We start from the raw sequence: 24,311 nt of genomic DNA on the forward strand, positions 1-24,311 counted from the left end.
ATTTGTTGTTAAGACAAGTCGTCTATTCTCTTTTTTCCTTCACTATTCTACTTTTTCTAAAAGACTTTTTAAATAATAGTAAGAAAAAGTAAAAGGAATTAATTTTTTATTTTAGTTATGGTATGATAGATTGAGTTTAATTTAAAATAACGAAAAATTAAAGATATAGAAATTGGGGGACAACAAATGGGGATTCGAAGTCATTTAGCAATTGCTGCAGGAAAAACTTCGCAATGGGTTTTACAAACATTTTTTAAAGGCGGCAGTAGCTACCCAGGGAAATTAGCCCTAAAAATCGATCCTAAAATTTTAGATACATTGGCAAAAGACTATGAAATTGTCGTAGTCACTGGAACGAACGGCAAAACATTGACAACTGCTTTAACTGTTAACATTTTACGCCAAGAATTTGATGAGGTATTAACAAATCCAACGGGTGCTAACATGGAGCAAGGAATTGTCTCTACTTTTTTAAATGCCAAGGCGAAAAAAGGACAAAAGAAATTTGCGGTGTTAGAAATTGATGAAGCAAGTTTAAGCCGTGTCACTAAATATATTCAACCAAAATTATTTGTTTTTACGAATATTTTCCGCGACCAAATGGATCGCTATGGTGAAATTTATACGACGTATCGCTTAATTATGGAAGGCGCCGCTGCTGCTCCTGAAGCAACTATTTTGTGCAATGGTGATTCGCCAATTTTTAATTCAAAAGAAACTGTAAATCCTCGCAAATACTATGGATTTAATCATTTACCACCGAAAGAGCAATTGGCTCATTACAATACAGATGGGGTTTTATGTCCAAAATGTAATCATATTCTTCATTATAAAATGATTACGTATGCTAATTTAGGTGATTACTATTGTCCAAATTGTGGCTTCAAACGGCCTGAGTTGGATGTGCAGTTAACGGAGATGGTCCGGATGGATAATACATCTGCTGATTTTGTGATTGATGGCGAAGAATACGGCATTGCTGTTGGTGGGATGTATAATGTTTATAATGCGCTAGCGGCCACAGCGGTAGCAGAATATTATCAGGTGGCACCAGATAAAATTCGAGCAGGCTTAGCTTATGATGAAAAAGTTTTTGGGCGTCAAGAAACTATTAAAGTTGGCGATAAAGAATGTACATTAGTTTTAGTAAAAAATCCCGTTGGTTTAAATCAGGTCATTGATATGATGGGCTTAGCCCCTTACTCTTTCTCGCTGGTTTCATTATTAAATGCCAATTATGCAGATGGAATTGATGTCAGTTGGATTTGGGATGGTAATCATGAAGCCTTTGCTGATATGGACATTCCAAAAGTAATTGCTGGCGGTGATCGCCATGAAGATATGGCCTTGCGTTTAAAAGTTGCGGGTATTCCTGAAGAAAAATTACTAGAAATTCCTGATTTGGAGCAAGTAATTTCAGAAATTAAAACGTTGCCGACAGATCATGTCTATATTTTGGCAACCTATACTGCTGTTTTGCAATTAAGAAAATCATTAACAGCCCAAGGGTATATTCAAGGGGGAATGAATGGTGTCTAAAGAATTAGTCGTTTGTCATTTATATGGCAACTTATTAAATACTTACGGAGATAACGGAAATTTATTGATGCTTAAATATTTAACCGAAAAAATGGGCGTTACCTTCCGATCAGAAATTATCAGTATCTACGAACCGTTTGATCCCGAAAAATATGATTTAGTCTTTGTTGGTGGCGGTCAAGACTTCGAGCAATTGATCATCTCAGAAGACATTCAGAATAAAAAAGAAGCTTTGACTTCTTATATTGAAAATGACGGCGTCTTGTTAGCTATCTGTGGTGGTTATCAACTTCTAGGACATTACTATGTCGGCGCACAAGGCGAAAAAATTAAAGGAATCGGTGCATTAGATCATTACACTTTGAGCCAAGACAACAATCGTTTCATTGGTGATATCGAAATTTATAATGAAGAATTTGATGAAACGTATTATGGTTTTGAAAATCATAATGGCATGACTTTTTTAGGAGAAGGTGAACGACCTTTAGGAACAGTCAAACAAGGCAAAGGCAATAACGGTCAAGATAATGGCGAAGGCGTTGTCTATAAAAATGTGTTTGGCTCCTACTTCCACGGTCCAATCTTAGCACGCAACAAAAATCTAGGGATTCGGTTAATTCGGACCGCTTTAGAGAAAAAATATGGTGAACCGATCGCTATTCCTGAAACGCTTTATAAATAAAAAAAGAATCTAGTTCCTACATATAGGACTAGATTCTTTTTCATTTCTCCGACAACTATTTACATCTTTACAAAATATAGTAAGATAAAGAGGTGCATTTAAAATCGAGAATTTCTCGGACTGGTTCGGAAACTTCCCAGAATAAAAAACTAAGTATCTCTCAATACTAACTCAAGTCATAGCTTTTTTAACAAGAGTTATCATTTGCAGTTAACGAAAAAGGAGGATTGGAAAAAATGCAAAAAGTAATTATTGATTGTGATCCCGGAATTGATGACACGCTTGCTCTCTTGTACGCACTTGCTTCACCAGAGCTAGATGTCCAAGCGATTACCGTTGTTTGTGGAAATGTCCCTGTGGAGATTGGCGTGGGAAATGTTTTTAAATGTTTAGAAAAAGTTAATCGCTTAGATATCCCTGTCTACCAAGGGGCTGCTAGCCCTTTAAAACGGCCATTTGTTAGTGCACAAGATACACATGGCATGGATGGTTTAGGTGAAACTTATTTCCCCAGAACTAGCAAAATCCAAGCACAAGCGCTTTCCGCTGCTGACTATTTAGCACAAACCTTTCAACAAGCTACCGATTGCTCAATCATTGCCCTTGGTCCTTTAACAAATATTGCTTTGGCTTTAAAAAAAGAACCTCTTCTGGGACGAAATCTTCAACGTTTTGTCTCAATGGGTGGTACCTTTAAAAGCCACGGCAATTGCTCTCCTGTTGCAGAATTTAATTATTGGTGTGATCCTGATGCAGCAGCTTGGGTTTTTGAGGAATTAGGTGCAAAAATCGAGATGGTCGGCTTAGATGTCACACGAGAAATTGTTTTTACACCAACAATTCTCAACTATTGTCAACGACTCAACCCCAAAATGGGGAATTACCTCGCTGAGATTACTCAATTTTATTTTGATTTTCATTGGAAATATGAACGTATTTTAGGGTGTGTTATCAACGATCCCTTAGCGGTTGCTTATTTTATTGATCCTACGCTCTGCCAAGGCTTTTCCAGTTACGGACAAATTGTTCCTGACGGCATTGCTATGGGGCAATCAATGATCGATCAGTATCATTTCCAGCAGCAACCAGCTAATTGTCATGTCTTGACTACGGTTGATAGTCAACAGTTTTTCGTGAAGTTTCTATCCATTCTTTTAAATGTACAAATAGATGAGATCGAAAGAGATTTCAAAAATTTAAGGATGGGATAACCATGAAAAAAATAACACCACGAATCATTACAATTATCGCTTTTAGTGTTGCTTTAAATTACCTCGGCAGTACCATTGCGTTACTCCTTCGTTTACCAATTTATCTTGATAGCGTGGGAACTATTTTTACAGGTGCGTTATTAGGCCCACTCTTTGGTGCACTGACAGGTATTTTAACAAGTCTATTAACTGGATTGACAACGGATATCTTTTCTCTGTATTATTCACCTGTCCAACTCTGCACAGGAATTTTAGCAGGTTTGCTCCTTCATCAGCAGTTAAAAGTAACCAAATTACCATTTAAAACGTTATGGTTAACGATACCAGGAACAGTGATTTCTTCCTTAATCACAGTTTGTTTATTTGGTGGAATTACTTCTGCTGGCTCCAGCATAATTGTCCAATTTTTATATGGTTTAGGCTTCAATCAGTTAGCAAGCGTCCTGTTGGTTCAATTGATAACAGATTACGGGGATCGTTTGCTATCAGTCATCATCGTCACAGCTGCTATCGCTGTCTTACCTAAACGTTCCTTTATAACAAAATAAACTGTTTTAATGCTAAAAAAGAGGAAATCATCTGTTGATGATCTCCTCTTTTTTTTAGCGACTGCCAGGTTCTGAAGCTATAATCGTTAGATCACCTTCAAAACGCCAGCTCGGAATATCTGTCGGAAAGATAAAGCTATCGCCTTTTTTCAAATCAAAAGTAGCCACATCTGCTTTTGCAGCATCTTCTGTAATCAATCGACCCACACCTTCAATAACTGTTGCTAATGTATAAGGTGCTTGTTTTTTAACTTTTAGAATCCCACTGACACGCCACTCATAAACATTAAAGAAATCTGTTTTTACATAAGTAACAATGCTTGATTGTCCTTGATTTTCTTGTTGAATAGAGAGGTCAGGATCCTTTGCCGGAACGGTTGTCACATCAATGGATTGTTGAATATGCAATTCCCGGGTCTTTCCTTGATCATCTGTTCGATCATAATCATAAACCCGATACGTAGTATCACTGCTTTGTTGCGTTTCTAAAATTAAAATACCCGAGCCGATGGCATGAATAGTGCCGCTTGGTACATAATAAAAATCGCCTTTTTTCACTGGTACTTTTCTTAAAAGATCGTCCCAACGACCTTCTTCAATCATTTCAGCTAGTTCTTCTTTTGTTTTCGCGTGATGTCCATAAATGATTTCAGCGCCAGGTTCTGCATCAATAATGTACCAACATTCAGTTTTGCCTAGCTCGCCTTCATGTTTTTGACCATATGCATCATCAGGATGAACTTGCACGGATAAATCATCTTCAGCATCTAAAATTTTCGTTAATAATGGAAAGACAGCGCCACCTGCATGGCCGAATAACTCTTGATGGTCTGCCCACAATTCATCTAATTTTTTTCCTTTAAATTCGCCATTTAAAACAGTACTAACGCCATGTGGATGTGCACTGATGGCCCAATCTTCACCAATTTTATCGCTCGGTAAATCGAAACCAAATAGCGTGTGTAGACGATTGCCGCCCCAAATTTTTTCTTGAAAAACAGGTTGTAAAAATAATGGTTCTTGCATTGACTGTGACCTCCCAAATTGAATTCGCTCTCATTATATCACTAAAAACTAGTCATTTCATCTGAAACTGATGATTTCTCTTTTAAATAGGTTGCCAACAACTGATCTCTTTCTTCGATATAAGTATTCCGGTGGTCCTCTGGATGGACTCGATTAGATAAAAAGATAAACGCTGATTGTTTTTGCACATCAATTAGCAAAAAAGTGCCTGTATAGCCTGTATGGAATAATAATGGCCGTTGCGTAGCTACATCATATTTAAAATCCCAGCCTAGAGAACGTGGTTTATCTGCAGCTGGCACTTGGTTAACTAGTAACAAATCAATTGTCTCTTTTTTCAAGAATTGGTGATTGTGATAACTGCTTCGATTTAAATACATTCGAACAAATTTTGTTAAATCATAGACATTGCTAAACAAGCCAGCATTCCCTGCATGTTCCCGTAAAACAAATGCCTTAGGATCATGGGTTGTACCTCGAATCAACCCTCTTTGTTCATGTAATTCTGTTGGCACACAGTTTAAAAGATTCTTTGGTAGAAACGTACTTTCGTTCATCCCTAAAGGAAGCAATACTCGCTCAGATAAAATTTCTATCATTGATTGCTGGAACATTTCTTCTAACATAAAGCCTAATAAAATAGTCCCTGCATCTGTATAAACAACTTTTTTACCTATCGCTTTGCCTGCGTGAAATGAATGATTGTAGGCGTCTTTTAATTCTTGGGCATTCATCTGATCACGATTAGGAATATAGCCTTGTAAATCTGCCGTATGTGTCAACAAATGCCGGATTGTAATATTAGAATCTTGAAAAGAGGGATAATAAGTTTGTAATGATTGATCTAGAATAATTTTTCCTTCTTCCACTAATTGCAAAATAACGGTGGTGGTGCCGACTACTTTGGTTAAAGAAGCCACATCAAACAGCATGGCCGAGGTTAATTGTTCTTTGGTGGGTTTTATTTGTGCGAGTCCCCAACAATTGCTCTCCTCTTTTTCACCTTCAATGAAACAAAAACTAGCCCCCGAAAAAACACCTTTTTTCATCATTTTTTGAATTTTCCACTTTGTTTTTTCGTACATTTTTTCACCTTCTATTTTTAATATTAAAGGAAAAGTCTAGAATAAGTCCCGAACAAAAGTAGCGTTAAACTTTTATTCCGACTTTATTCCAGACTTGCTAAAACAAGCTTATTTTGTCTGTCTAAGCGTTTATTTTAAGACAAACCACCATTCCAAGCCAATTGGATCAAACACAGTAACAATCGCTTTTTTCTGGTCAATAAAGAACTCTTGATTTTTTGCCGTTAATTGTTGCTCCATTGCTAAAATATGTTCTTGATCAGAGAGCTTAATGGTAAAGAAATCTAAACCTAAGTGTGGATCAGGTAATTGATCCACTTCACTTGTTTCAGGTTTTTGGAATCCAATAGTTGCTTTGCCATCTTCTAAAACAAATTGATCTTTTTCATTGCGTTTTAAACCCAGAACTTCCTCATAGTATGCTTTTATTTCTTTTTGATTGTTTGTTTTTAATTGCACATGCGCTAAATATGACCCAGCGGCTAACCCTTGATGTGGCTCTAAGTCCTCACTGATAAGATCTTTAAGCACAATTGGTTGCTTTTCAGAAGTCGAATTTGCTGTTGCTTCATCGTGAAAAATCTCAAATTGATTGCCTTCAAGATCAGTAATGAACATGCTTTGTCGTGTGCCAATTTGGAAACTTTCATCAATTGGGTAGTCTTGCTCAAGCACTCGTTGAGCAATTTGTAAAAATTCTTTTTCCGTAGGAACTTTAATTGAAAAATAAGCCATTTGCTTTTCTTCATTATGAAAATCTTCGGCTTTTCTAGTTTCTTCTAAAATTAATAATTGCGTTCCTGCTTCACGTGTACCCCAGATAGACAGGTTATTTTCTTCTGACTTTAAAACAAAACCCATTACTTTTTTATAAAAGTCGACCATTTCGCCAACTTTTTTCGCACGAATGGCAATTGTTTTTAATGTCGCAGCTTTTTCTAATTGAAATTCAGTCATTTTTTCTGTTACCTCCATTTTCTTCTCTCCCATTTTATACATCTCTTGCTATTTCATCAAGTAATATCCTGTTTTTCTCAAAAGAAAATAGAAATTTTTCAATTTCGCCAACTTTTTGTCAAAAAAATAAGGCTTCAGGAACCAGTCTTTACGACTATGGTTCCTGAAGCCTCATCATGAATTACTATTTTTTGCTTCGCCTTTTAGGCTACTTCTTCTGAAAACTGACTGTTATATAAATCAGCATAAAAACCGTTTTTCGCCATTAATTCATCGTGGGTTCCTGTTTCCACAATTGAACCTTCTGCCATAACGATAATCGTATCAGCATCACGGATAGTCGACAAGCGATGAGCAACTACAAAGCTGGTCCGATTTTCCAATAAACGATTCATTGCTGCTTGAATCAGTATTTCTGTTCGAGTGTCCACACTTGAAGTGGCTTCATCCAAAATTAAAACGTCTGGATTTGCTAAGAATGCTCGAGCAATTGTAATTAATTGTCGTTGACCTTGAGAAATATTGCTGGCTTCTTCATTTAAAATCGTTTGGTAGCCTTCTGGTAATTTTCTGACAAAATCATCCACATGGGCTGCTTTCGCCGCACGGATCACTTCTTCTTCGCTCGCTTGGTCATTACCATAATGAATATTGTCATAGATACTTCCAGTGAACAACCAAGTATCTTGAAGAACCATTGAGAAGTGTGCTCGCAACTCTTCGCGAGATAAATCGCGCGTATCTACGCCATCATATTTGATGCTGCCGCTACTAATATCATAGAAGCGTTCCAATAAGTTAATTAGGGTTGTTTTTCCAGCACCTGTTGGGCCCACGATTGCGACCATTTCCCCAGGTTTAACATTTAAATTGAAATCTTTCATTAATAATTTCTCTGGTGAATAGCCAAAAGCAACATGTTCAAAAGAAACACGATAAGGACTATCTGTTTCCACTGGTACGCCAGAAGGTTCATCCACCATTTCTTCTTCATCTAATACTTCAAAGACACGTTCTGCCGAAGCCACCGTAGCTTGGATTGTATTCATTAAATTAGCGATTTGAGTAATCGGTTGTGAAAATTGATTGGTATATTGAAGAAATGCTTGGACATCCCCTAAATCCATCATACCATTCGCTACTTTTACGCCACCAAGGACTGCAACAAACACGTAGCCTAGATTTTTGATAAAGTTCATTAAAGGCATAATGATCGCTGAAATAAATTGTGCTTTGCGACCAGCATGATATAATTTTTCATTTTCTTTTTCAAATACTTCTTGATCACTTTCTTCGTGGGTGAAACTTTTTACTACTACGTGACCACCGTAGGTTTCTTCGACTTGGTTATTCAATAATCCTAAGCTTTTTTGTTGAGCCGCAAAATGTTTTTGCGAGCGAGGTGCCACAACCATCACAACAATTAAACTTAATGGCACTGTTGCTAAAGCAATTAGTGTTAACTGCCAGCTAATGGTCAGCATCATCCAAAGTACACCCACAAATGTCACGATACTGGTAATTAATTGGGTTAAGTTTTGTTGTAAAGTACTCGCAATATTATCCATGTCGTTAATTGCCCGTGACATAATGTCCCCATTACTATGAGTATCATAATAGGAAATTGGAACTTTGTTCATTTTCGCTTCTAATTCTTGACGTAATTCATAAACTGTTCGCTGTGAAACACGTGTCATAATTACTTGCTGCAAGAAATTAAAGACAGCAGAAATAAGGTACATGGCAATAACAATTAATAAAATTTGACCGATTTTGTCAAAATCAATTGGAAAAGAAGTTATTTTTAAGCCTTGTTTCATTTCAGCAGCGCCTTTCATGACGCCTTTAAAAATTTCAGTTGTTGCCTGTCCTAATACTTTTGGTGTTTGAATTTGGAAAACGACGGCTGCGATTGCTAATACTAAGACAGCAATAATTGACAGCATTCGTTTAGACATGTACCGAAATAAACGTTTCACTGTTTTCCAGAAATTTTTTGGTTTTGGCCCTTTTGCGCCAATGTTACGTCCTGGTCCCCCGCCCATTGGTCCGCCTTTTGGTCGACTACTCATGCAAGGTCCTCCTCTCTCAATTGAGAATGTACAATTTCTTGATACGTTTGGTTATTCGCTAATAACTCTTCATGCGTTCCTTTACCAACTAATTTCCCTTCGTCTAATACTAAAATTGTCGATGCTTCCATAACCGTACTTACACGTTGGGCTACTAAAACGACAATTGCATCCGTCATCTGCTCTTTTAAGGCTTTTCTTAAATTAGCATCTGTTTTGAAATCCAATGCAGAAAAGGAATCATCAAAAACATAGACATCTGCTGGTTTTACTAAAGCACGAGCAATAGCCAACCGCTGGCGTTGTCCGCCAGAAAAATTACCGCCGCCTTGTTCGACATGACTATCCAAACCTTCTGCCAATTCTGAAACAAACGCCTTTGCCTGCGCAATTTCTAAGGCTTGCCAAATTTCCTCATCGGTCGCATTTGGGGCGCCGTATTGCATATTTTCACGAATCGTTCCTGTAAATAAAACAGCCTTTTGCGGTACAAAGCCAATCATTTCTCGTAAATTATGCTGTGACGTTTCTTTAATGTTTTTACCATTTAGCAAAATTTTGCCAGATTCAACATCATAAAAACGTGGTAAAAGATTAACCAGCGTTGTTTTCCCAGAACCTGTCCCACCAATAATTGCGACCGTCTCCCCAGATTTTGCTGAAAAATCTATATCTTCCAGTGCTAAGTTTTCAGCATGCTGGTAACGATAATTAACATGTTCAAACGCCAATGTTGCTTTGTCGCCTTTTAGAGAGAGTAGTTCTGGATTGGGTACATCTTTGATTTCTGAATCAGTATTTAGCACCTCATTAATCCGATCAGCAGAAGCTTGCGCCCGCGGTACCATGACAAAAATCATGGATAGCATCATGAAACTCATCAGAATTTGCATGGCATAAGTCATAAAGGCGATTAAGTTCCCTACTTCTAGTTGCATTTCCGCAATATAATGACCGCCAAACCAGGTGATTGCAATATTGGTACCACTCATAATGAGTGTCATTAAAGGAATCATCAAAGCGACAATCGTATTCACTTTAATCGCCGTTTGTGTATAATCCTTATTGGCTTCATCAAAACGTTGTTCTTCATAGTTTGCTTTGCCAAAGGCCCGAATCACACGAACCCCTGTCAGTCCTTCACGAAAAACTAAATTTAAACGGTCTGTTTTCTTTTGCATGCTTTTAAATAACGGAACCGCTAAAAACATGATACCACCCACTAAAACAGCCATAATTGGTAAAACATATAGAAAAATTTTCGTTAATTGTGGGTCCTTGTTATACGCCATAAAACTTGCACCAATTAACGTTAAAGGTGCGTTAATCATTAAACGTAAAAACATTTGCATAACCATTTGAATCTGATTGACATCATTGGTTGTTCGTGTAATTAGCGAAGCTGTCCCAAATTTGTCAAATTCATTATTAGAAAAATTTTCAACTTTTCGATAAATATCAGTCCGTAATTTTTTACCTAAACTTTGTGATTCTTTGGTGGCAAAAAAGGTATTTCCAATAGAAGCGACAATGCTAATCAAAGAAAAGCCTAACATGACAACTCCTGTACTCCAAATATAGTTAATATCTCCTTTAGCGACACCGTCATTAATGATATTAGATGTTAATGTGGGCAGATATAAATCTGCGATAATTTGCACGATCATAAATAAAACCGCTGCAAAGACCGACCATAACGACATCCGTTTGACTAGTTTAATCAACTAACTTCTCCTCCTTTTTGCTACTTATAAGCGCCATTTTTCAACCAATTTAATTTCATTTTTAATTGTTTGACTGCTTCAGTTGAATCATAGGCAGTATTTTCTCTTTGTTGACGATACCCATCAACAATTGTTGAGAAAACGGCATGCATCGCCGTCTGCATGAACCATGTGAATTCTTTTGGTGTTTCAATGGTTAATTTCGAACGATCAATTATTTGATAAAGATGTTCTGCATAGGCAGCATGGCCTTTTCTTCCTCTATGCTTATGACAGTGCTGTTTCCTATTTTTTTCCTCTTCCCCAGTCGCTAAATTATCCGTCACCCGACGTGAAGCACGATAGTCCATGTTGACAAATAAATTCCGATAGAAAGAAGCATTCTCTCCAGTTAGCACTTCGACAATCATCTTGGAGAAATAGACATCCATGGCTTCGATTAAATCGCCATCTTCTGCAATAATTTGTTTCTCTAAATCTCGTTCACTATTTTTTCTTAATGTCGCAAAGTAATAAAAATACAAATCTTCTTTGTTCTCAAAATATTGATAAAAGCTACCGCGCGGAATTCCCGCTAATTTAACAATATTTGCAATTGACGCTTCTTGTAAAGAATGGCGTGAAAATTCAATTTGCGCAGCATCTAATAAGCGTTGTTGCTTTTCTTCTGGCAAATGAAAAAACGTATTCGTAGGCATATTTGTGTTCCTCCCTTTTATGACACATTGTCATATGACACCATGTCATTATAGCACTCTCTATTCAGAATGCAAGTTTTTTACAAAAAAAATCAAGCACCTAGCAAGACAAAATTGATGTTAGATTCTGTCTCACCAGTTGCTTGATTAATAATAGTGTTTGATGCATTCTTGTAACAAGCCAGCGACCTCTTTTATAGGTCCATTGGCATCTATTCGTTGATAATTAGGATATTGTTCCAATTGGTTTTTGATAAGAATTTCTTGATCATAAAGGTTTAAACGTTCTTCAATAATTTTAGGATCAGATTCTCGTTGTTTTAAACGTTGATAAATATTTTCTTTTGAAACGTCAAAAAAAACTGGAATGACGGACTCGCCGAAACGCTCAAAGACCGCTTGAAAGCCTGGAAAAGTTAACGCATTATAGGCTGGATGCTCTTTCGTTGTTTCAACGATGGCAGCTACACCGACACCGTAATAGTTTCCATGGTAAAAATCATACTCCACTAACTGATTGGTTTCAATCAAGGCTTGAAAACTTGCTTTTGTTTCAAAATAGTAATCCACGCCATCCACTTCATCCAATCGTTTTTTCCTCGTAGTATGCGAGATAACTTTATAGTTTTTCGGAAAAACCTTACTTGTAATTGCGGTCTTGCCAGAACCACTAGGACCCATAATAACAAAAAATGGATGTTGTAATTGCTTAATCATTAGAAACGCTCCTCTCAGTTGTTTCTATTATAACGTATTGTGCACTATTTTGAAAAATTGACAAAAAAGAGCTTGGGCCAAAAATCACTTTGGATTTTTGGCCCAAGCTTAAAAATTAATAAACGGCGGGAACAGAAGCAACAACCTGCTACGCTTATCTTGTTTTGTTTAATTACAATAACTAGTCTAAGTTTTGTCCATTAGTTTCGATAACTTGTTTGTACCAATTAAACGATTTTTTTTCATAACGGTTTTTAGTACCATTTCCTTCATCGTCTAAATCAACGTAAATAAACCCATACCGTTTACTCATTTCACCTGTGGAAGCACTGACTAAATCGATACAGCCCCACGGCGTATAGCCCATTAAATCGACGCCGTCTGCAACTGCTTCTGCCATTGCTTCAATATGACGACGTAAATAATCAATCCGATAGTCGTCTGCCACATAGAAATTTTCGTCTACTTTATCAATTGCACCTAAGCCGTTTTCCACAATAAATAAAGGTTTTTGATAACGATTATATAATTCATTTAGGGCAATTCGTAAGCCTTCGGGATCAATTTGCCAACCCCATTCACTTGCTTCTAAGAAGGGATTTTTAACGCCGCCTAAAAGATTCCCATTTGCTGTATCGTTGGTAGTGCCAGTAACATCGACAGCAGTCGACATATAATAACTAAAGCCAATGTAATCCACTGGGTATTCTTTTAATAATTCTAAATCTCCTTCTTCAATAACTAAGTCTTTCACAGCATATTTTTGATACATGCGTTCTGCGTATGCTGGATATTCACCACGAACTTGAACATCTGTACAATAATAATTAAACTCTTGGTTTTCAATCATTGTAGCAACTTGATTGACTGGATTCGAATCAATGCCATACGTTGTTGCATAAATAATCATACATCCAATTTGTAATTCTGGATTTAATTCATGGCCAATTTTTACAGCTTTACTACTTGCAACAAATTGATTATGCCAGGCTTGGAAAATGTTTTGATAATCATTGGCTCCATTGCTTTTTACCAATCCTTGACTAAGTGCTGGGAAATGAAAAGCTGAATTAATTTCATTGAATGTCATCCAATAGTTAACTTTTTGGTGGTAACGTGTTAAAACAGTTTCCGCAAAACGTTCATAAAAGTCAACTAATTGACGATTTTTCCACCCGCCGTATTCTTTCGCTAAATGCAGTGGCATTTCATAATGAGAAATCGTAATTACTGGTTCAATGTTATAGCTTAAACATTCATCGATAACCGCATCATAAAATTTCAAGCCGGCTTCATTCGGTTGTGTTTCATCTCCTTGTGGAAAAATACGCGACCACGCAATTGAAAATCGATAACATTTAAAGCCCATTTTAGCAAACAACGCAATGTCCTCTTTAAAGCGATCATAGTGATCAATTCCTGTATGATTAGGGTAGCGATATTTCGTTTCGTCAATCGTCCAATCAAACGCTTCATCTCCTAAAATAGCGAAACGTTGTTTTCCTCCAGGCATCGCATCTGCCACAGATAACCCTTTACCATCGGCTAAGTAAGCCCCTTCTAATTGATTGGCTGCGGTTGCACCGCCCCATAAAAATCCTTTTGGAAATTTTGTCGTTGTTGTCATACTTGTTCCTCCTCCAATTGTCTTTTATTTAATAATGGCTAAAAAGTCTTCACCATGTAACACGTCTGTTTGGTTCATATCCAAAACATCTAAATAATCATTCGTATTCGTTACCACAATCGGTGTAACTACTGGATAACCAGCTTCTTTAATGGCAGCAATATCAAAAGTAACCAGCAAATCTCCTTTTTTAACAGAATCACCTTGTTTCACTGATAATTCAAAGCCTTTACCATCTAATTCGACCGTATCCATGCCAATATGCATTAATAATTCAACGCCCTCTGTTGTCGTCAAGCCAACAGCATGTCCTGTCGGAAATAATGTGGTGATTTCACCATCTGCGGGTGCATACAGTTTGCCTTCAGTCGGATCAATTGCAACACCTTTTCCTAAAGCACCTGACGCAAAAACAGGATCTTGTACTTTTTCTAGCGGTAAAATTTCACCTTGAAGTGGACTTGCTAAAATAATTTTGTCTTCTTGATTCGTTTTTACAGGTGCCACCATCTTATCAGTTTCTGTTTTTTCAGTTGCTGTTTCTGGATTAGGTTGATCTTCAAAGCGTAAGACAAACGTTAAGACAAACGCAATGATAAAGGCAATTCCGGCACCAATCGCACCAGTAATCATCGGTGCAGTATCTTTTGTCTCTGCAGGAATAAACCCAGGTAAACTCAACATACTAACCAAGCCAAACGTAAAGTTTTTCACGTGATTCATAGCCACAAATGCACCACCGATACCGCCACCAATACAAGCTGCAATAAATGGTTTTTTCAATGGTAAAGTCACGCCATATACAGTTGGTTCAGTAATTCCAAAAATAGTCGTAATACTTGAAGACAAAGCCAAACCTTTTAATTTCACATTTTTTGTTAGGAAAAAGACAGCTAAAGCCGCCCCGCCTTGTGCAATAACGGCTGGTAATAACATTGGTACCATCGTATCGCCACCTTGTGTTAAGTTTAACATCATAATTGGTACAAAGCCCCAATGCATACCAAACATTACCAAGACTTGCCACAACGAACCCATTAATAACCCTGCGATAATTGGACTAAAAGCGTAAATTGCGTTGTATCCTTGTCCCAACCAATCGCCGATGACCGTCCCGATAGGACCAATAGCTAAGAAGGTAACAGGTGCCATAATAAGGAAAACAGCTAACGGAACGCAGATAATTTGTAGAAAACTCGGAATTACTTTTTTGAAGAAACGTTCCACATAACTTTGTGCAAAAACAGCCAAAATAATTGGTAAAACCGAAGAAGTATAGCCACTTGGCCCAATAATCACTGGAAGACCAGCAAAGCTAATTGTTTTGCCTGCTAAAGCAGTAATGCTGGGATGAACTAAGGCCATCGCCAAAGCAACCGCTAAAAAGGGATTAGTATTGAATTTTTTAGCAGCCGTAAACGCTAACATAATTGGTAAGAAAGTAAATAAGCCATCTGCAATCGAAAAGAGAACAAGATATACGCCTGAAGTGTCAGCTAACCAGCCCATAGTTACAGCTAATGTTAAGAAGCCTTTTAGAACCCCAGCGCCGGCCATTGCACCTAAAAACGGTGTAAAAATAGAAGAAATAATATCAATTAAACGGTTAAAGATATTTCCGCCACTTTCTTTTTCTCTATTATCAGAATCATTACCTAGTCCACTGTTGGCCATCAAATCCTTATAGACATCACTAACGTGACTGCCAATAACCACTTGATATTGTCCTGCACTTTGAACTACCTGAATAACATCTGGGTCAGCATTCAATGCAGCTGTATCTGCTTTATTCTCATCTTTTAATTTAAAACGTAAGCGTGTAGCACAGTGAACAACACTATTAACGTTGCCTTCGCCCCCAACAGCTTTTAACACACGTGCTGCAATTTCTTGATTTTTACTCATCTCTAGATCCTCATTTCCATTAATTTTTAATATCAAAAAAACCTACATTGAAAAAGAGCCAGATCCTTCTCTTCACAGCTGCGCAGTCTGCGAAAATCGTTATCGGTTTTTTCAATCTAGGTTTTGCCTGCATTATCAGTAACAATCCGCGATTATTGGTTGTTATGCTTTTTTATCATTGACCACTCTTTGGATATGAATGGTTAAATAAATCATTTCCGCTTGATCAATTGGTCGATCATAGCTTTTTAATAAATACTCATTAATACGTTGGACTGCTTGAAACGCCCTAGGATACTTTCCTTGGACCAAAGCAAAAAGAAATTCGTCCTCCTCATCATGCGCTTCTTGTTTTAAATAACGTTGCGCAAAATATTGAAGATGTGTAACAATTCGTTGATAGTTCAATGAATCTTCATCAAACACCTGTCCAAAGTAGCGACTAATAATCGTTAAAATATCACGAACCATCTTGGTTGCTTCCATGGTAACTTCCATATTGCCATTTCCTTGTTCAGCATTCACAATATGAAAAGCAATGAAGCCCGCTTCATTTTCTGAAAATTGAACCCCTAGCTTTTCAGCAATAATCGCTAATGCTTGCTTTGCGATTTCAAATTCTTTAGGATAAAATTTGCGTGTTTCGAATACAAGAGGATTCGGAATATCAATTCCTTCTTTGGCTCGAAGTAACGCATAGTGAATATGATCCGTTAAAGTTAAATAAATATTTGATGAAAGCTCAATCGCTAGCGTTGTTTCTGCTAAATCAACGATTTGTTTGACGACTTCTACTTCTTTGGTGGGGACGTCTTCAAACAGCTGCTGGAATTGCCCTGCCATAGCGGAGTCCTTTAACACGAATTCCTTTTCAACATAATCCGGATTGATCGTGTCTCCAATCTTCTTTTGAAAGGCTAAGCCGCGTCCCATATAAACAATTTCTTCGCCTTGCTCATTTCTTGAAAGCACGACATTATTATTTAAAACTTTTTCAATCCTCATGATGAATGCAACCTCACTTTTTTATAAAAAAAGCCCAGAATCCCTCCACTGATTGTGTTAATGGAAGACTCTGGTTTTGCCTGCAAAGCAGTAACAATCCTTATTTACAAAGTAATAATAGCATGCTTTTTTTTAATATGCAAGCCTTTCCAAAAAAATATTTTTATTTATTTTTTACTCTGTTGATCCATTTTAAAAAAAAGTTTACTAAAAGTAAAAAAAAGACTTGCTTTCTCTTACTTTTTATTAGTAAAATAGAGATGTTGAATTTTTAAACTATTTATTTTAAGGAGATTACACAATGTCAAAATTATTAGTTGTTAAAGCACATCCATTAACAAAAGAAGAATCACGCTCAGTTCGTGCGTTAGAAACATTTTTAGCTTCATACCGTGAAACAAATCCATCAGACGAAATCGAAATTTTAGATGTTTATGCACCAGAAACAAACATGCCGGAAATCGATGAAGAATTATTATCTGCTTGGGGTGCACTTCGCGCTGGCGCAGCATTTGAAACATTAAGCGAAAACCAACAACAAAAAGTGGCTCGTTTTAATGAATTAACTGATCAATTTTTATCTGCCGACAAAGTAGTAATTGCTAATCCAATGTGGAACTTAAACGTACCGACACGCTTAAAAGCTTGGGTAGATACAATCAACGTTGCTGGAAAAACATTCCAATATACTGCAGAAGGACCAAAACCTCTAACAAGTGGTAAAAAAGCCTTACACATCCAATCAAATGGCGGCTTCTACGAAGGAAAAGATTTTGCTTCTCAATACATTAAAGCGATTCTAAACTTTATTGGTGTTGATCAAGTCGACGGATTATTCATCGAAGGAATCGATCATTTCCCTGATCGTGCGGAAGAACTTTTAAATACTGCCATGACCAAAGCAACTGAATACGGTAAAACATTCTAAATTTTCCGAGTGATTTACAGCAAAAAGAGACAAGCAGTTCGTTCACTGCTTGTCTCTTTTGTTACGTAGATTCTTGTTGATCTGGCTTATCTTCATCATACAAACCAGAAACAATTTGGTACCACTCAAAAATGTGTGTAATTATCACCTTAGCTGCGGCATAAACAGGAATTCCTAAAATCACCCCGACAATCCCAAATAGTTTACCAGACGTTAATAAAACAACCAAAATGGTGACTGGATGAATGGATAACTGACTGCCTAGGACAAGTGGTGAAATAAACCGACCTTCGACCGTTTGCTCAATGGCAAAAACAATCAAGACTTTAATTAACAAAGCTGGCCCACTGACAATTCCTAAAAAGACTGCTGGAATCATGGCTAAAAATGACCCTAAATAAGGGATTAAATTTAAAAAGCCTGCTGCAATACCTAAAGTGACTGCATAATCTAAGCCAATGACAGAAAAACCAATCATAAACATAATTGCCACTGCGAAAGCGACAGTTAATTGTCCTCTAATATAAGAAGAGACTTGATCATTGACTTCTGCAAGAACTTTTAAGGTTGGTTTACGCATCTTCACTGGTAAAAACTTCATTAAATATGGCGCTAAGTTTTTGCCATCTTTCAGTAAATAAAATAGAATAAACGGCATCGTAATGATGGCGACAAAGATCGTAGCCACCGCCCCAAAGAAATTACCAATTCCTTGTACTGTGAACGTTGAGACGTTTTTAATGATGGTACCTAACGAACTGACAACTTTATCGCCTGCCGCTTCAAGTTGTTCTCTAAATTGCGCGAAAAGTGGATCACTTAATATTTCCTGCGATTTTTGATCAATTGTATCAATATATTGAGGAAAATGATTTACAAAGCTGACAGATTGCTCACGAATTTTAGGAACGATTACAATACCACCCCAAATGAGTAGTGCCACAATTAAAATAAATAGGCCGATAATACTCCAGACACGTGAGATTTGTTTTTTCTCTAAATAATCGACAATCGGATTTAATAAATAATATAAAATCCCCGCCATAATTACTGGTAAGCCGACAACGCCGAAAAACTGCCAGACGGGCTTAAATAAATAAGAAACTTTCGTAAAAGTTAGAATAATTAACAGCACCAATAAGACAATCAGTAAGGCTGTTACTACTTGATTATTTAAAAACCAACGCCAAAACCAAGACAGGCGTTTATCAGTCGTTTGTTTTTTATCCATTGATTCACGCTCCATTTACTAAGTAATCAATTGTTGTTCCAATCGTTATCTTTGGTAACTGATGGGGCGTTAAATAAACACCATTTCGGATAACATCATCCTCATCGGTTGGTGCATCAGCAAAGATTAAAGTGCTGTGAGCGATACTTTGCAAGTTACTATTGGCAAAAGAACCCACTTTTGTGATTGTATAGTTTGTATCGCCAATTTTCAGATGATCTCCTTCTGCCAAGGTAACTTGGTCTTTTTCTGGGAATGATTGAATAACTGCATGTTGCTTCAAGGTATCGGTAGCAGTTTCTCCAAAAAGAATAATCATTTTTTCTGAATCATCGATTGCATGTTTGCCTATTTCTGTTACGGTTGCTTGCATCTTCCATCCCACTCCTTCATTATCTTACTTCTATTATTATAGCATAGAATAAAATAGATATTCAGGAAAAAGAAAAGGCGATGAACAATCGTCAATTGACTTTTGTTCACCGCCTTAAAATAAGTTTTTATTTAAAGAAGTTCATAATATGAGTCCAAATTTTTTCATCAAAGACATCCATCGGATTCCCATTTCCAATCAAACCATAACCAATCATTGTTCCCACAACAAATAAGATAATGACTAACGAAATGACCACTAGAATTTTCAATAATGTTACTAAAATATAACGAAATGAACTCATACGTTTGACTCCTTTAGATTACTGTCGTTGCTTGTTTTTCTTCAATTTTTTCATCATTGACGCGTTCAACGTTCGCGCCTAATTTTTGAAGTTTTTTATGGAACTCATAATAGCCACGATCTAAATATTTCAAATTAGAGACACGTGTAATGCCATTTGCACGTAACCCTACTAAAATCAATGCGGCAGCTGCCCGTAAATCAGTGGCTTCCACTGCTGCTCCTTGTAACTCGTTGCCACCATTAATAACGGCAATATTGCCGTCAATTTTTAAGTCAGCATTCATTCGACGCATTTCCTCTAAGTGTTGGTAACGATTTTCAAAGACTGTTTCTGTCACGATGCTTGTTCCTTCAGCAAACATTTGGATCGCTGTCATTTGCGCTTGCATGTCTGTTGGGAAACCAGGATGCGGCATTGTCTTAACATCTGTTGGTTTTAGATGTTTTGGTCCAATTACACGGATGCCGTTTTCTTCTTCTTCAATGATTGCACCCATTTCAGTTAATTTAGAAATTAGCGGACGATTATGTTCAGAAATTGCTTCTTCAATTAAAACATTGCCCTCAGTCATTGCTGCAGCTACCATGAACGTACCTGCTTCAATTCGATCTTGAACGATTGAATGCTCTACGGCATGTAATTTATCGACGCCTTCGATACGCATCGTTTCTGTTCCAGCACCGATAACATTGGCGCCCATTTTGTTTAAAATGTTTGCTAAGTCAACGATTTCAGGTTCACGAGCAACGTTTTCAATGATAGTTGTTCCTTTCGCACGAACAGCAGCCATCATAATGTTTTGCGTAGCGCCGACACTTGGGAAGTCTAAGTAAATAGTGTTACCGATTAGTTCATCCGCAATTGCTTCAATATAACCATTTTTTTGGATGATTTTTGCACCTAATGCTTGGAAGCCTTTTAAGTGTAAATCAATTGGTCGTTTGCCAATGGCACAGCCACCTGGCATTGCCACTTTGGCATGACCATTACGAGCCAATAAAGGTCCCATTACAACGATAGAAGCACGCATTTTACTAACGTACTCATAGTTTGCTTCGATCCCTAAAGGTTGTGTTGCGTCTATTGTTACTTCATTCGCGTCTTCATCAAAATCAATGGCTACATTCAAATGCTTAATTACTTGATTCATTGTAAATACATCAGATAAAATTGGTACATTTTTTAAAGTAGTAACGCCTTCTTCAGCTAAAAGAGTAGCTGCTAAAATTGGTAAAACAGCGTTTTTGGCGCCTTCAATTTTTACAGTTCCTTCTAATTTTGTATTACCACCATGAACAATAATTTGTTCCATTTTGTTCCCCCCAAAAAAATGAGAATAGGTATTCCTATTCAAAATCTTTACTATTATACCATTATTCAACTAAAAATTGTACCTTTTTTTATTTTTCAATTTTTAAGGAAAATACACAATGAAAAGATTTCGACAAAGCGCAATCAATTCTAAAGCAAACGAGCTAACTGTGTATCCGATAGCGATGGCGAAAAATACCATCAACATTCTAATTTGCGGTGTAAATTGGGTTTTGAAAAATTGCTCAATACGCAATGATTGCAACGCCCAAAAACTTATGTAAATGAACATAAGATGACTAACGATTCGAACAATAGCATCTACTCCATAGTATTGCATAAGGAGCCTCCTTTTTTCTAACGTAGGAACATTTTATCACAAAATAATAAAAACCGATAATTAATCCACTTGAAATGCCAAAATTTGACACTATTTATTAAAAAATACGAAGAAATAGAGTTTAAGGCAACTGACTCAATAGCAAGCGCCTTAAACTCTACAAAAGTGACTGAATCCTTCAGCCTTTTTTACCCATGTTTCGATACGTTGATCCGGTTGATTGCACGATGCAAAGCAACAGTCGCACGACGTAGTTGATCGCGGTCGTCTTTTGCTTTGGCTTCTTCAATTAAACGTTCTGCTCGTTGTTTTGCTCGTTCAGCACGAGGTACATCGATATCTCGTTCACGTTCAGCACTATCGGCAATAATAGAAACGACATTATCACGGACTTCCATGATACCACCATTTACAGCTACCCAGTCAACATGTGTATCTGAATCGGTCCGTTTGATGCGGACTTCATCAATCGCTAGCGGAACGATGATTGGCGCATGTTTTGGTAAAATACCAATTTCACCATCTGTTGTTTTCGCCACAACGATTTTTGCATGGTGGTCATAAACTAGACCATTAGGCGTTACTACATTCACAGTAAGACTATCCATTGTGTTTGCCGCCTTTCTAGTAGTTTAATTGTTTCGCTTTTTCGATGGCATCTTCAATTTTACCGACACTACGGAAGGCTTCTTCTGGCAGATTATCATGTTTACCTTCAAGAATTTCTTTAAAGCCACGAACTGTTTCCGCAACTGGTACATAAGAACCAGGTTGACCTGTAAATTGTTCAGCAACGTTAAAGTTTTGAGATAAGAAGAATTGAACACGGCGTGCGCGACCAACAAGTACTTTTTCGTCATCTGATAATTCGTCCATCCCTAAAATAGCGATGATATCTTGTAATTCACGGTAACGTTGTAAAATATGTTGCACTTCGGTAGCCACTTCGTAGTGTTCTTCTCCAACAATTTCAGGAGCCAAGGCACTAGAAGATGAAGCTAACGGATCTACCGCTGGATAAATCCCTTGTTCGGTTAATTTACGTTCCAAGTTAGTTGTTGCATCCAAATGGGCAAACGCTGTTGCTGGCGCTGGATCGGTATAGTCATCGGCTGGAACATAGATTGCTTGAATAGAGGTAATTGATCCTTTTTTCGTTGAAGTAATCCGTTCTTGTAATTGTCCCATTTCAGTCGCTAAGGTTGGTTGGTAACCAACGGCTGACGGCATCCGACCTAAAAGGGCAGAAACTTCTGAACCGGCTTGAGTGAAACGGAAAATGTTATCAATAAATAATAGCACGTCTTGTCCTTCCACATCACGGAAATATTCAGCAATCGTTAACCCAGTTAAGGCCACACGCATCCGTGCACCTGGTGGTTCGTTCATTTGACCAAAAACCATGGCTGTTTTTTCAATAACGCCTGAATCTTTCATTTCATAGTACAGGTCGTTCCCTTCACGTGTCCGTTCACCAACACCAGTAAAGACGGAAATCCCTCCATGTTCTTGGGCAATATTATGAATTAATTCTTGAATTAAGACGGTTTTACCAACACCGGCACCACCGAAAAGTCCGACTTTACCACCTTTTAGATAAGGCGCTAATAAGTCAATAACTTTAATCCCTGTTTCTAAAATTTCATTACTGGTACTTAATTCATCAAATGCTGGCGCTTTTTTATGAATCCCACTACGTTCAGCATCTGCAGGGAATGGCGCTTCTAAGTCAATTGTGTCTCCTAAAACGTTAAACACACGACCCAATGTATCTTTACCAACAGGAACTGAAATTGATTTTCCTGTATCGATAACTTCCATTCCACGTTGTAAACCATCTGTCGATTCCATGGCGATAGAACGAATCACTCCATCACCTAGTTCTAAAGCGACTTCAAGTACTACTTTTTGTTTTGCTTCGCCATTTTTATAAACGACTAAAGCGTTGTTAATATCGGGTAAGGATTGATCTAATGAAAATTCCACGTCAACAACGGGACCGATTACTTGAACAATCTTTCCTGAACTCATAATTTCTTTCCTCCAGTCTTCATAAAGTCACACGCTTTGAACGTTTTTATAAACGTTCAAACGTAAGACTAGATTATTCTAGTGCAGCTGCACCAGCAACAATTTCTGTAATTTCTTGGGTAATCGCCCCTTGACGAGCACGGTTATAAGAAATTGTTAAATCGCTAATAATATTTTGCGCATTGTCAGTGGCTGTTTTCATGGCGGTCATCCCAGCAGCATGTTCTGCTGTTTTCGCATCAATGATCGCCCCATAAATTAAGCTTTCTGCATATTGTGGTAATAATTGATCCAAGATTGCTTCAGGTGAAGGCTCTAAAAGATATTCTTGTTCGTAAGAGGTCGCCTCTGATGGATCTAAATCAGTAATTGGCAACATTTTTTCCACACGAAACTGACTCGTTAGTGAGTTAACGTGGTGATTATAACAAACATACAATTCATCAAACACTTCGTTTTGGTACATAGTCGTTGCCGTTGTCACAATCTTACGGACTTCTTCAAACGTTGGTTGATCCGTTAAGCCTCTTAGCTCATAGGAAACATCGATTCCGCGTGCTTTAAAGAAATCCGCCCCTGTACCACCAATGGCGATTAAGGCATATTCTTTATTAGAATCGTGGTCTTCTTGAATCATACTCATGGTTTGTTTTAAGATTGAGCTATTGTAGCCACCAACTAACCCTTTGTCAGAAGTGATAACGATATAGCCTGTTTTTTTGACAGGTCGTTGTGCTAACATCACATGATAGTTCCCTTCACTAAGAGAAGATTGCTCTGTTTCACGTAATTCACTTAACTGAGCAGCTACTAAATGCGTAACGACACTACGAATTTTTGAAGAATATTCTTGAAAGCTTTTAGAGGCGCCTTCTGACTTGGTCAATTTGGCTGCAGAAACCATTTGCATCGCTTTGGTAATTTGGCTTGTCTTTTTTGTTGATGCAATGCGTTGTTTGATTTCATTTAATGAAGCACCCAATGTTGCTCACCT

General features: G+C 37.4%; 23 protein-coding genes and 1 riboswitch. Of the genes, 5 read left to right on the forward strand and 18 right to left on the reverse strand.

Annotated elements, in window-relative coordinates:
• Nucleotides 1–186 precede the first annotated feature (186 nt).
• From IGJ04_RS05205 to IGJ04_RS05220, 4 genes are all read left to right on the forward strand, one after another.
• A complete protein-coding gene (locus tag IGJ04_RS05205; RefSeq protein ID WP_002362254.1) occupies nucleotides 187–1,539 on the forward strand; it encodes a Mur ligase family protein in 1,353 nt (450 codons plus the stop codon).
• Nucleotides 1,529–2,221 carry a type 1 glutamine amidotransferase gene (locus IGJ04_RS05210; protein ID WP_002356583.1) on the forward strand — a complete coding sequence of 231 codons (693 nt, stop codon included), beginning with the start codon at nucleotides 1,529–1,531 and terminating at the stop codon, nucleotides 2,219–2,221. Before IGJ04_RS05205 ends, IGJ04_RS05210 begins: the two co-directional genes overlap by 11 nt.
• A gap of 114 nt (nucleotides 2,222–2,335) precedes the next feature.
• A riboswitch (PreQ1 riboswitch) is annotated at nucleotides 2,336–2,380 on the forward strand.
• Between the two features lie 77 nt (nucleotides 2,381–2,457).
• Nucleotides 2,458–3,432 (forward strand): nucleoside hydrolase, encoded by a 975-nt coding sequence (locus IGJ04_RS05215; protein ID WP_002367139.1) that lies wholly within the window; start codon nucleotides 2,458–2,460, stop codon nucleotides 3,430–3,432.
• 2 nt (nucleotides 3,433–3,434) lie between these two features.
• Nucleotides 3,435–3,980 (forward strand): ECF transporter S component, encoded by a 546-nt coding sequence (locus IGJ04_RS05220; protein WP_049095653.1) that lies wholly within the window; start codon nucleotides 3,435–3,437, stop codon nucleotides 3,978–3,980.
• Nucleotides 3,981–4,034: 54 nt separating this feature from the next.
• On the opposite strand, the gene manA is transcribed toward IGJ04_RS05220, so the two are convergent.
• The 10 genes from manA to licT form a co-directional block, all read right to left on the reverse strand.
• Nucleotides 4,035–5,006, reverse strand: a complete 972-nt coding sequence (manA, locus tag IGJ04_RS05225; protein WP_002356580.1) for a mannose-6-phosphate isomerase, class I — start codon at nucleotides 5,004–5,006, stop codon at nucleotides 4,035–4,037.
• Nucleotides 5,007–5,047: 41 nt separating this feature from the next.
• Nucleotides 5,048–6,091 carry a serine hydrolase domain-containing protein gene (locus IGJ04_RS05230; RefSeq protein WP_438840004.1) on the reverse strand — a complete coding sequence of 348 codons (1,044 nt, stop codon included), beginning with the start codon at nucleotides 6,089–6,091 and terminating at the stop codon, nucleotides 5,048–5,050.
• A 129-nt stretch (nucleotides 6,092–6,220) separates the two neighbouring features.
• Nucleotides 6,221–7,090, reverse strand: coding sequence for a VOC family protein (locus IGJ04_RS05235; RefSeq protein ID WP_002359617.1), 870 nt, complete (start codon nucleotides 7,088–7,090; stop codon nucleotides 6,221–6,223).
• Nucleotides 7,091–7,251: 161 nt separating this feature from the next.
• Complete coding sequence (locus tag IGJ04_RS05240; RefSeq protein ID WP_438840005.1) at nucleotides 7,252–9,120, reverse strand: ABC transporter ATP-binding protein; 1,869 nt, start codon at nucleotides 9,118–9,120, stop codon at nucleotides 7,252–7,254.
• Nucleotides 9,117–10,844, reverse strand: coding sequence for an ABC transporter ATP-binding protein (locus IGJ04_RS05245; protein ID WP_002374237.1), 1,728 nt, complete (start codon nucleotides 10,842–10,844; stop codon nucleotides 9,117–9,119). The genes IGJ04_RS05240 and IGJ04_RS05245 overlap by 4 nt, the downstream gene beginning before the upstream one ends.
• 20 nt (nucleotides 10,845–10,864) lie before the next feature.
• Nucleotides 10,865–11,542, reverse strand: a complete 678-nt coding sequence (locus IGJ04_RS05250; RefSeq protein WP_002362576.1) for a TetR/AcrR family transcriptional regulator — start codon at nucleotides 11,540–11,542, stop codon at nucleotides 10,865–10,867.
• Nucleotides 11,543–11,689: 147 nt separating this feature from the next.
• Nucleotides 11,690–12,259, reverse strand: coding sequence for a guanylate kinase (locus IGJ04_RS05255; protein ID WP_002387147.1), 570 nt, complete (start codon nucleotides 12,257–12,259; stop codon nucleotides 11,690–11,692).
• A gap of 181 nt (nucleotides 12,260–12,440) precedes the next feature.
• The gene (locus IGJ04_RS05260) at nucleotides 12,441–13,886 is read right to left on the reverse strand and encodes a glycoside hydrolase family 1 protein (RefSeq protein ID WP_002362575.1); all 1,446 of its coding nucleotides are present in this window, start codon (nucleotides 13,884–13,886) and stop codon (nucleotides 12,441–12,443) included.
• A gap of 24 nt (nucleotides 13,887–13,910) precedes the next feature.
• On the reverse strand, nucleotides 13,911–15,791 hold the full coding sequence (locus tag IGJ04_RS05265; RefSeq protein ID WP_438840006.1) for a beta-glucoside-specific PTS transporter subunit IIABC: 1,881 nt from the start codon (nucleotides 15,789–15,791) through the stop codon (nucleotides 13,911–13,913).
• 162 nt (nucleotides 15,792–15,953) lie between these two features.
• On the reverse strand, nucleotides 15,954–16,796 hold the full coding sequence (licT, locus tag IGJ04_RS05270; protein ID WP_270278320.1) for a BglG family transcription antiterminator LicT: 843 nt from the start codon (nucleotides 16,794–16,796) through the stop codon (nucleotides 15,954–15,956).
• Nucleotides 16,797–17,097: 301 nt separating this feature from the next.
• On the opposite strand from licT, the gene IGJ04_RS05275 reads away from it, so the two are divergent.
• Nucleotides 17,098–17,724 (forward strand): FMN-dependent NADH-azoreductase, encoded by a 627-nt coding sequence (locus IGJ04_RS05275; RefSeq protein ID WP_002367152.1) that lies wholly within the window; start codon nucleotides 17,098–17,100, stop codon nucleotides 17,722–17,724.
• Nucleotides 17,725–17,785: 61 nt separating this feature from the next.
• Here the strand turns inward: IGJ04_RS05275 and IGJ04_RS05280 are convergent, their stop codons facing one another.
• From IGJ04_RS05280 to IGJ04_RS05315, 8 genes are all read right to left on the reverse strand, one after another.
• On the reverse strand, nucleotides 17,786–18,955 hold the full coding sequence (locus IGJ04_RS05280; protein ID WP_002381494.1) for an AI-2E family transporter: 1,170 nt from the start codon (nucleotides 18,953–18,955) through the stop codon (nucleotides 17,786–17,788).
• A gap of 4 nt (nucleotides 18,956–18,959) precedes the next feature.
• A complete protein-coding gene (locus IGJ04_RS05285) occupies nucleotides 18,960–19,328 on the reverse strand; it encodes a PTS glucitol/sorbitol transporter subunit IIA (protein WP_002356567.1) in 369 nt (122 codons plus the stop codon).
• 127 nt (nucleotides 19,329–19,455) lie between these two features.
• A complete protein-coding gene (locus IGJ04_RS05290; protein WP_002356564.1) occupies nucleotides 19,456–19,632 on the reverse strand; it encodes a DNA-directed RNA polymerase subunit beta in 177 nt (58 codons plus the stop codon).
• A gap of 13 nt (nucleotides 19,633–19,645) precedes the next feature.
• Nucleotides 19,646–20,947 carry a UDP-N-acetylglucosamine 1-carboxyvinyltransferase gene (murA, locus tag IGJ04_RS05295; protein WP_002356562.1) on the reverse strand — a complete coding sequence of 434 codons (1,302 nt, stop codon included), beginning with the start codon at nucleotides 20,945–20,947 and terminating at the stop codon, nucleotides 19,646–19,648.
• 102 nt (nucleotides 20,948–21,049) lie between these two features.
• Nucleotides 21,050–21,286 (reverse strand): DUF1146 family protein, encoded by a 237-nt coding sequence (locus IGJ04_RS05300; RefSeq protein WP_002356560.1) that lies wholly within the window; start codon nucleotides 21,284–21,286, stop codon nucleotides 21,050–21,052.
• 188 nt (nucleotides 21,287–21,474) lie between these two features.
• Entirely contained in the window at nucleotides 21,475–21,894 is a 420-nt protein-coding gene (locus IGJ04_RS05305) for a F0F1 ATP synthase subunit epsilon (protein WP_002356559.1), read from the reverse strand.
• Nucleotides 21,895–21,910: 16 nt separating this feature from the next.
• Entirely contained in the window at nucleotides 21,911–23,317 is a 1,407-nt protein-coding gene (gene atpD / locus IGJ04_RS05310; protein ID WP_002356558.1) for a F0F1 ATP synthase subunit beta, read from the reverse strand.
• 73 nt (nucleotides 23,318–23,390) lie between these two features.
• Nucleotides 23,391–24,299, reverse strand: coding sequence for a F0F1 ATP synthase subunit gamma (locus IGJ04_RS05315; protein ID WP_002359606.1), 909 nt, complete (start codon nucleotides 24,297–24,299; stop codon nucleotides 23,391–23,393).
• Nucleotides 24,300–24,311 lie beyond the last annotated feature (12 nt).

The organism is Enterococcus sp. AZ050 (assembly GCF_051715085.1).
GTDB lineage: Bacteria > Bacillota > Bacilli > Lactobacillales > Enterococcaceae > Enterococcus > Enterococcus faecalis.

Bases quoted from the DNA above. Each gene is read 5' to 3' on its own strand.
- IGJ04_RS05205 (WP_002362254.1), top strand. From the start codon at position 187: ATGGGGATTCGAAGTCATTTAGCAATTGCTGCAGGAAAAACTTCGCAA.
- IGJ04_RS05210 (WP_002356583.1), top strand. From the start codon at position 1,529: ATGGTGTCTAAAGAATTAGTCGTTTGTCATTTATATGGCAACTTATTA.
- IGJ04_RS05215 (WP_002367139.1), top strand. From the start codon at position 2,458: ATGCAAAAAGTAATTATTGATTGTGATCCCGGAATTGATGACACGCTT.
- IGJ04_RS05220 (WP_049095653.1), top strand. From the start codon at position 3,435: ATGAAAAAAATAACACCACGAATCATTACAATTATCGCTTTTAGTGTT.
- manA (WP_002356580.1), bottom strand. From the start codon at position 5,006: ATGCAAGAACCATTATTTTTACAACCTGTTTTTCAAGAAAAAATTTGG.
- IGJ04_RS05230 (WP_438840004.1), bottom strand. From the start codon at position 6,091: ATGTACGAAAAAACAAAGTGGAAAATTCAAAAAATGATGAAAAAAGGT.
- IGJ04_RS05235 (WP_002359617.1), bottom strand. From the start codon at position 7,090: ATGTATAAAATGGGAGAGAAGAAAATGGAGGTAACAGAAAAAATGACT.
- IGJ04_RS05240 (WP_438840005.1), bottom strand. From the start codon at position 9,120: ATGAGTAGTCGACCAAAAGGCGGACCAATGGGCGGGGGACCAGGACGT.
- IGJ04_RS05250 (WP_002362576.1), bottom strand. From the start codon at position 11,542: ATGCCTACGAATACGTTTTTTCATTTGCCAGAAGAAAAGCAACAACGC.
- IGJ04_RS05255 (WP_002387147.1), bottom strand. From the start codon at position 12,259: ATGATTAAGCAATTACAACATCCATTTTTTGTTATTATGGGTCCTAGT.
- IGJ04_RS05260 (WP_002362575.1), bottom strand. From the start codon at position 13,886: ATGACAACAACGACAAAATTTCCAAAAGGATTTTTATGGGGCGGTGCA.
- IGJ04_RS05265 (WP_438840006.1), bottom strand. From the start codon at position 15,791: ATGAGTAAAAATCAAGAAATTGCAGCACGTGTGTTAAAAGCTGTTGGG.
- licT (WP_270278320.1), bottom strand. From the start codon at position 16,796: ATGAGGATTGAAAAAGTTTTAAATAATAATGTCGTGCTTTCAAGAAAT.
- IGJ04_RS05275 (WP_002367152.1), top strand. From the start codon at position 17,098: ATGTCAAAATTATTAGTTGTTAAAGCACATCCATTAACAAAAGAAGAA.
- IGJ04_RS05280 (WP_002381494.1), bottom strand. From the start codon at position 18,955: ATGGATAAAAAACAAACGACTGATAAACGCCTGTCTTGGTTTTGGCGT.
- IGJ04_RS05285 (WP_002356567.1), bottom strand. From the start codon at position 19,328: ATGCAAGCAACCGTAACAGAAATAGGCAAACATGCAATCGATGATTCA.
- IGJ04_RS05290 (WP_002356564.1), bottom strand. From the start codon at position 19,632: ATGAGTTCATTTCGTTATATTTTAGTAACATTATTGAAAATTCTAGTG.
- murA (WP_002356562.1), bottom strand. From the start codon at position 20,947: ATGGAACAAATTATTGTTCATGGTGGTAATACAAAATTAGAAGGAACT.
- IGJ04_RS05300 (WP_002356560.1), bottom strand. From the start codon at position 21,286: ATGCAATACTATGGAGTAGATGCTATTGTTCGAATCGTTAGTCATCTT.
- IGJ04_RS05305 (WP_002356559.1), bottom strand. From the start codon at position 21,894: ATGGATAGTCTTACTGTGAATGTAGTAACGCCTAATGGTCTAGTTTAT.
- atpD (WP_002356558.1), bottom strand. From the start codon at position 23,317: ATGAGTTCAGGAAAGATTGTTCAAGTAATCGGTCCCGTTGTTGACGTG.